Source organism: Vulcanococcus sp., assembly GCF_044369115.1.
In the GTDB taxonomy this organism is placed as follows: Bacteria; Cyanobacteriota; Cyanobacteriia; order PCC-6307; family Cyanobiaceae; genus Vulcanococcus.
Genome location: NZ_JBIPMN010000258.1, coordinates 1 through 6,848, shown reverse-complemented (window position 1 = coordinate 6,848; position 6,848 = coordinate 1). Strand labels below are relative to the sequence as shown.

General features: G+C 64.3%; 6 protein-coding genes. 4 read left to right on the top strand and 2 right to left on the bottom strand.

Annotated features, from left to right (window positions below):
* From ACIQ2E_RS14165 to ACIQ2E_RS14150, 4 genes are all read left to right on the top strand, one after another.
* The coding region (locus tag ACIQ2E_RS14165) for a hypothetical protein (RefSeq protein WP_398331923.1) at nucleotides 1-326 on the top strand (326 nt) is incomplete at its 5' end.
* A gap of 274 nt (nucleotides 327-600) precedes the next feature.
* Nucleotides 601-939: a type II toxin-antitoxin system RelE/ParE family toxin gene (locus tag ACIQ2E_RS14160; protein ID WP_398331920.1), complete on the top strand. Its 339-nt coding sequence runs from the start codon at nucleotides 601-603 to the stop codon at nucleotides 937-939.
* A 272-nt stretch (nucleotides 940-1,211) separates the two neighbouring features.
* Nucleotides 1,212-3,128 carry a polysaccharide biosynthesis protein gene (locus ACIQ2E_RS14155; RefSeq protein WP_398331917.1) on the top strand — a complete coding sequence of 639 codons (1,917 nt, stop codon included), beginning with the start codon at nucleotides 1,212-1,214 and terminating at the stop codon, nucleotides 3,126-3,128.
* Nucleotides 3,129-3,375: 247 nt separating this feature from the next.
* Nucleotides 3,376-3,504, top strand: a complete 129-nt coding sequence (locus ACIQ2E_RS14150; protein WP_398331914.1) for an integrase core domain-containing protein — start codon at nucleotides 3,376-3,378, stop codon at nucleotides 3,502-3,504.
* A gap of 133 nt (nucleotides 3,505-3,637) precedes the next feature.
* Here ACIQ2E_RS14150 and ACIQ2E_RS14145 read toward each other — a convergent pair whose 3' ends face one another.
* Nucleotides 3,638-4,948: a nitrate/sulfonate/bicarbonate ABC transporter ATP-binding protein gene (locus ACIQ2E_RS14145; RefSeq protein WP_398331911.1), complete on the bottom strand. Its 1,311-nt coding sequence runs from the start codon at nucleotides 4,946-4,948 to the stop codon at nucleotides 3,638-3,640.
* A 7-nt stretch (nucleotides 4,949-4,955) separates the two neighbouring features.
* Entirely contained in the window at nucleotides 4,956-6,680 is a 1,725-nt protein-coding gene (locus ACIQ2E_RS14140) for an ABC transporter permease (protein WP_398331908.1), read from the bottom strand.
* Nucleotides 6,681-6,848: the final 168 nt, after the last annotated feature.

Genomic DNA, 6,848 nt, shown 5'->3' with positions numbered 1-6,848 from the left:
ATTCGTTGCCCCACAGCTACGCCGCCTCCCCTGCCCACCCGCGAACTGCTCCAGGGCTTCGCCACCAGCCCTCTCCCCGCAGTTCTCGGGTGTGGATTGCCACCGACCCCGATGACACCGCCCGTGCAGTAGCCCTTGCCCGCATTGCCCTTGGCAGCCAGGGCATTCGCGTTGACCCGGCTGATTGGCCTCCCCCGAGCTCCGCTGAACGCCGCAAGCTTCTCCGCGATGCCCTGCGCCTCACCCTTTGGCGGGCCACTGGGAGCACCGGCGCCTGGCTGGCTCCCCAGGTTGTCGCCCGCAAGCGTGCCGATCATGGGATGTAGGGGGTGTAGGCAGGCCAATGCGGCCTTCAGGCTGCGGTTGGGCGGCTGCACCTGGCCCGGGCTCTTGACCGCTTGGTGCTACTCAGTCACACTCATACGATCAGGTTGCCTTTGCCAAAGTTTTGGTGGACGCTGGTCGCATCTCAACCGTGAGTGCTGTGCTGCAGCAAGACAAGCCCTTGCTGCAGCACAGCACTCACGGGTCCTTTATCTCTGCCAATCAACTGCGAGCCAGGGTGGCTTCGCATATACGATAAGCGCGGCTCCGTGGACAGTGGTCTTCGCCGCAGAAGCGATCAACGATCTCCTGCTGATCACCGAGTACCTGACGCTGGCCTACTCCGGCATTGGAGAACCACTGGTGGAGGCCCAGTGCCATGCACAGGAGCGCATCGAGGCGATCATCACCGCGGCCGAACGGTTGGCCACAGCTCGTCTTCGTGGAGAGTCACACGATGACCTCCTCCCTGGTCTTCGCTACCTGGCTCTTGATCGTGCCGTGACTTGGTTTCGTCCACGCACTGAGCAGTGGGAAATCCAGGCGCTCGCCATGTTCTTTGGTGGTCACGACCACCAGCGCCGCATGATGGTGCGCCTGTTGCAAAACAGCTAGCGGGTTTGATGGCGATCCATGCTTTTCCCCTCCGGCAAGGTGAACACCTTCCGGTGCCCCCTTCGCTCTGAGCACGCTCTTGGCTAGTCGAGCTGTTGTTCCTGGGTTATTCGTTGCTGGCCAAAGCATTCCCTATGCCCAAACCCTCCTGGCTCCGAGATCTCCCCCATGGATCAGTCCGGTGGACAGCCTCCTTCCCAGTTCCCCCCAAGAGCACTAGATCCTGAATGCCTGGCCTGATGCGAACAACAGCCTCCCTGCGGCGCGCTCTGATGGAGCTCCCTCCCCTGGGACGCCGCCTACTGCTGGGCACCATCGATGTGCTGCTGATCCCCCTGGCGATCTGGCTGAGCTTCTGGTTGCGCACGGCCCACCCCTTTAGCGCACCTCTAGGAGCCAGCCTCTGGCTGTTCCCGGCGGTGTGGGCAGTCGGCCTCAGCGTCTACGCGCTCACCGGCCAATACCGCGGCCTCACCCGCTACGTGAGCAGCACCGCGTTGTACGCGGTAGCTACTCGCAATGCTGCCGTGGTGCTGCTGGTGTATCTACTCGGCACCCTTCTGCCGGTGCAGATGCCGCCCCGCAGTAGCTGGCCCCTGCTCTGGCTCTTACTCACTGGCCTCACCGGTGGCACGCGCTTTGTGCTTCGCGACTTGCTACTCCGGGCCAACCAGACCCCAAGCACCAATCGGCCTCAGGTGGTGATCTACGGCGCCGGTGCCGCCGCTGCCCAGCTGGCCGCTGCCTTGCGACTCGCTCGTAGCCACACCTTGGTGGCTTTCATCGATGACGATCCTGCGCTCTGGCGTCGTGAGCTCGACGGCGTCGCCATCCATGCCCCACAGCTGCTGCCCGAGCTGCTCAGCCGCCACCAGGTGAGCCAGGTGCTGCTGGCCATGCCGTCGCTCAGCCGCAGCAAGCGCCGCAGCATCGTGCAGGACATCCAGCAACTGGGTGTGTCGGTACTGCAGGTGCCCTCCTTGGAGGAGATCACCAGCGGCACGGCCCGCATCAACACCCTCCGCCCTGTAGCGATCGAGGAGCTGTTAGGCCGTGACGCCGTGCCGCCTGATCCCCAATTGCTTGGCCCCGGCGTGCGTGGGGCGGTGGTGGCCGTCACCGGCGCTGGTGGTTCGATCGGCTCCGAGCTCTGCCGCCAGATCCTGCGTCTTGGCCCTAAAGCCCTGGTGTTGTTGGAGCGCAGCGAGCCTGCCCTCTATGCCATTCACCAGGAGCTGCAGCACCTTCTGCCAGCAGACGTCAACCTGATCCCGGTGCTTGGTAGTGCCGCCGATGCGGCCCTGGTTCAACGGTGCTTCGCCGAGCGGGCCGTGGAGCTGGTGTTTCATGCCGCTGCGTATAAACACGTGCCCTTGGTGGAGGCCAACCCTGTGGCCGGCCTGGCCAACAACGTGCAGAGCACCCGCGTGATTGCTCAGGCCACCCTTGATCAGGGCCTGCGCCAGATGGTGTTGATCTCCACCGACAAAGCCGTGCGCCCCACCAATGTGATGGGGGCCAGCAAGCGCGTTGCTGAGCTCGTGGTGCAGGGTTTTGCGGAGGATGCCAAGCGGCAGGGATCCCCAAGCCGCTTCGCGATGGTGCGCTTTGGCAACGTGCTGGGCTCTTCCGGCTCGGTGGTGCCTTTGTTCCGGCAGCAGATTGCTGCTGGCGGCCCTATCACCCTCACCCACCCGGAGATCATCCGCTTCTTCATGACGATCCCTGAGGCAGCCCAGTTGGTGCTCCAAGCCGCAGTGCTGGCCGAAGGAGGAGATCTGTTCCTGCTCGACATGGGTGAGCCGGTACGCATCCTCGAGCTGGCCCGCCAGATGGTGCGCCTCAGCGGTTTGCGCGTGCGCGATGCCCACAACCCCGACGGAGACATCGAGATTCTCTGCACGGGTCTACGCCCCGGTGAAAAGCTTTACGAAGAGCTGCTGATCGAAGCGAGCTCCGAAGCCACCGCCCACCCCCTCATCTACCGCGCCCGCGAAGCCTCCCTGCCTCCCGAGCAACTCTGGCCCCGATTGGATGCTCTTGAAGCAGCCATCGCTCGGCAAGATGCGTCAGCCGCCTTAGAGCTGTTGTCCCAGCTTGTGCCCGAGTGGCAGCGGGGATCCGATGCCAGCACCGCCGCTCGGTCAGGGGCTTCAGAGGGCCCCCGACTGGCCGTCAGCGGCGGCTGAGGAGGCCGCAGGATTGATTTGCGCTGGCAAGACTATGCGTTGATGCCGATAAACCAAGGGCGTAGAGGGTTTCGCTCTAGTCGCCTCTCCTGCCAGGCGATCGGCCTCGCTGATGTTCACGCCATGGCCTTGAGCCTCTCCGGATGTGAGCCCACAGCGCGGATGGATGTGGTCCCACATGCCGACAGACAGTCCTTCTGAGGGATGCCCTGCTGGCTGACCACTGTGCTGCCTGCTGTAGCCCGACGTGGACCGATCTCCGGGGTCCACGCCACTCGCCGATCGCTGGCGCTGGGAGTACAACACGTTCAGGCCGCACTCGGCTCTCCAGGGGCGTACGCCCCTGGAGGCAGCTCAACAGGGAGCTGCAGCATGACCACGACCACCCACTCTCATAAGCACTGGACCGATAAAGGGGGTCACGTCAACGTCATGGTGATCTCCTGAAGGGGATATGGCATCAGCTCGGCGACACCCCTGGACGACAAGGTTCCCGTGTTCGGCTTGGCTCAGCTCGGAAGGTAGAGACGTCCCTCGCTGGCGTCGTACTCGAAGAGCTCGCCGTAGCGACCCCAGTCCACCGCCGTGGCGAGCTGGCGTTCCGCTTCCTCGATGGGGAAGTAGTCATCCCAGATTCCCATGAAAAAGTCGGAGCGCATGGCACCGTTGGCTTTCTCCCTGAGGGTGTGCACGATGGAGTTCAGCACAGGAATGTGCACCATGGCCTGCTGACGGAACAGGTCCTTGCTGCGCAGGATGGTGGTGGTGGCGAAGTCCCGGCCGACCGGGGTCAGACGGACATCGCCGTTGGCCACCTGGGCGAAGCCGAGCATCGCGGCGGCATCCAGCAAGGGCAGGAGATCGTCCACGGAGAGCTGGAGGCGCTCGGCGAGCACAGGAATGTCGTCGATCTCCTCCCCCTTCTCGACGATCAACTCCAGCAGGCCGCTGATCCCCCCGACCCGCACATGGGGCAGCGGCCGCGAGAAGGGAGAGACGGTGGATCGCACCGTCGATGGTTCGGGACCACCGCCATCGATCACTCCGCTGACCTCGATGTCGGGGTTGGTCATGGCCGCATAGATGTAATCAACCAGGACCTTGAAACGCGGAAGGCTGCGGTCATGGGGACGGGGCAGGTCGATCGGAAGCTCACCGCGGATCCGACCGGGCTTGGACCCGAGGATGACCACCCGGTCGGCGAGATAGACCGCCTCCTCGATGTTGTGGGTGACGATCAGGATGCTCTTGGAGGGAAAGGTACCCGCGTTCCAGAGGTCGTCGATTTCACCACGCAGGTTCTCGGCGGTGAGCACATCGAGAGCACTGAAGGGTTCGTCCATGAACAGCACTTCAGGCTCCAGCACGAAGGCGCGGGCGAAGCCCACCCGCTGCTTCATGCCACCGGAGAGCTCCTTGGGGTAGGCACTCTCGAAGCCATCGAGGCCGACGATGTCGATGGCTTTGAGGGCCCGCTCCCGGCGCTCGCTCCGGTCGACATGCCGGGCGGCCAGCCCCAGTTCCACGTTGTCCTGCACCGTGAGCCAGGGGAGCAGAGCGAAGCTCTGAAACACCATGGCCAGATTAGGGTTCGCCCCCCGCAGCGGCGCACCGTTACTCCTGACAGCCCCCTGGCTCGGCCGGATCAGGCCGGACATGATCCGCAGCAGGGTGCTCTTGCCGCTGCCGCTGCGGCCCAGCAGGGCCACCACTTCACCGGAGCGCACCGTCAGGCTGACGTCATCAAGCACTGTGAATTCCCCTTTGCCATCAGGCAGGGGGAATCTCTTCGAGACATGGTCGACGTTGATCAGAGACATGGGGGACTCATAGCTGGTACTTCCTCTCTGCCAGGTCGTAGAGGGGCCTCCAGAGCAGACGGTTGATGCCGACGACGAACACACTCATCATCCCGATCCCCAGGGCGATCCGGGGCCAGTCGCCTGCTGTGGTGGCCTGGGCGATGTAGGCCCCGAGGCCGTTGGCCGTGAGGGTGGTGCCACCCCAGCTCACCACCTCGGAGACGATGCTGGCGTTCCAGGCCCCGCCGCTGGCGGTCACTCCGCCGGTGACCCAGGCCGAGAAGATGCCGGGAATGATCAGTTTCCGCCAGCGCTGAACGCCGCTGAGGCCCACGTCATCGGCCATCTCCAGCAGGTCGGAGGGAATGGTCTGGGCGCCGGCGATCGAGTTGAACAGGATGTACCACTGGGCCCCGAGGGCCATCAGCAGGATGGAGCCCCAGTCGATGCTCACGTGGCTACGGATGAAGAAGACGGTGGCGAAGGGAAAGATGAAGTTGGCCGGAAAGGAGGCCAGGAGCTGAACCAGCGGCTGAAGCAGCCGGGCCAGGCGTGGGTGGAAGCCGATTGCGACCCCGATCGGCGTCCAGATCAAGGTGGCAATCAGCAGCAGGAGCGTGACCCGCAGCAGGGTGAAGATCCCGAGGCGGAAGGCGGTGGCCACTTCCGTGATCCCGACCGTGACGAGCACGAAGTGCACAAGCCAGGTGAGCAGCGCCCCGATCCCCAGCAGCAGCACCAGGTTGTAAAGCCGATCGTCCCGTGGTGACTCCATCTCGGCAGGGTCGACACCCACCTGCCCCAGCAGACGGGACATCAGCCGATCGAGCGCTTCGAGGGCCGGCTTGAAGGCCTGGGCTAGAAGGCTGGGGATGTGGGCTGTGGTGAGCAGGTTGTACACCCAGGACTTGGGGGCATCACCAGAACTGCTCTGCTCCAGGCGGAACTTGTCGGACCAGGCCACCAAGGGGCGCCAGAAGAGCTGGTCGACTAGCAGGATCACCACCACCATCGTGGCGATGGCCCAGCCCAGGGCTGCAAGATCCTGGGCCCCCACGGCCGCCGCCACGTAGGAGCCGATGCCGGGAAGGGTGTAATCCTGGTTGAGGACGCTGATGGCTTCGCTGGCCGCCACGAAGAACCAGCCACCGCCGAAGCTCATCATCGCGTTCCAGAGCAGCGGGATCGCCGCCGATGGCACCTCAAGCCGGGTGAAACGCTGCCAGCGAGAGAGCCGGTAGAGGGTGGTGGCTTCGATCAGCTCCTTCGGCACCGTGCGGAGCGACTGATAGAAGGAGAAGGTCATGTTCCAGACCTGGCTGGTGAAGATCGCGAAGATCGACGCCGCTTCCAGGCCCAGGAGGCTGCCGGGGAACAGGGCGATGAATCCGGTCACGGTGATCGAAAGGAACCCCAGCACTGGCACCGACTGGAGGATGTCGAGCAGGGGCACCAACAGACGTTCGGCGCGGCGGTTGTGGGCCGCGATCGAGCCGTAGATCAGGGTGAACAGGGTTGAGCAGCCCAGCGCGATGAACATGCGCAGGGTGGAGCGGCCGGCGTACTCGGGCAGGTTGCGGGGATCGAGGGAGATGCTCGGACTGACGTCCGGCGGCCGGAAACTAACCATGGCCCCGGAGCCCAGATGGGCGATCAGGCCAAGCAGGGTGAGCACACCAAGAATGACCACCAAATCGGGCAAGCCGAAGGAGGCACGCCGCAACGCCTCCGGCAGCGGCAATGGCTTCATGGTGATCGGACACCTGCGGAGCCAACTTTACGGGCCCGTTCCGTCGCGCCTAACACAGTCAGCTGCGGTTGACTCCTAGGCCCAGGGGCCTCTACGACAACGGCACGACCCTTCCCTTGCCCCCTCCGAGTTCTGCATGGCTTTCGCTTCCCCGCGCTCCTACATGCT

What these genes read in the sequence shown, in the direction of transcription:
- ACIQ2E_RS14155 (WP_398331917.1), top strand. Translation starts at nt 1,212, where the DNA reads ATGGAGCTCCCTCCCCTGGGACGCCGCCTACTGCTGGGCACCATCGAT.
- ACIQ2E_RS14145 (WP_398331911.1), bottom strand. Translation starts at nt 4,948, where the DNA reads ATGTCTCTGATCAACGTCGACCATGTCTCGAAGAGATTCCCCCTGCCT.
- ACIQ2E_RS14140 (WP_398331908.1), bottom strand. Translation starts at nt 6,680, where the DNA reads ATGAAGCCATTGCCGCTGCCGGAGGCGTTGCGGCGTGCCTCCTTCGGC.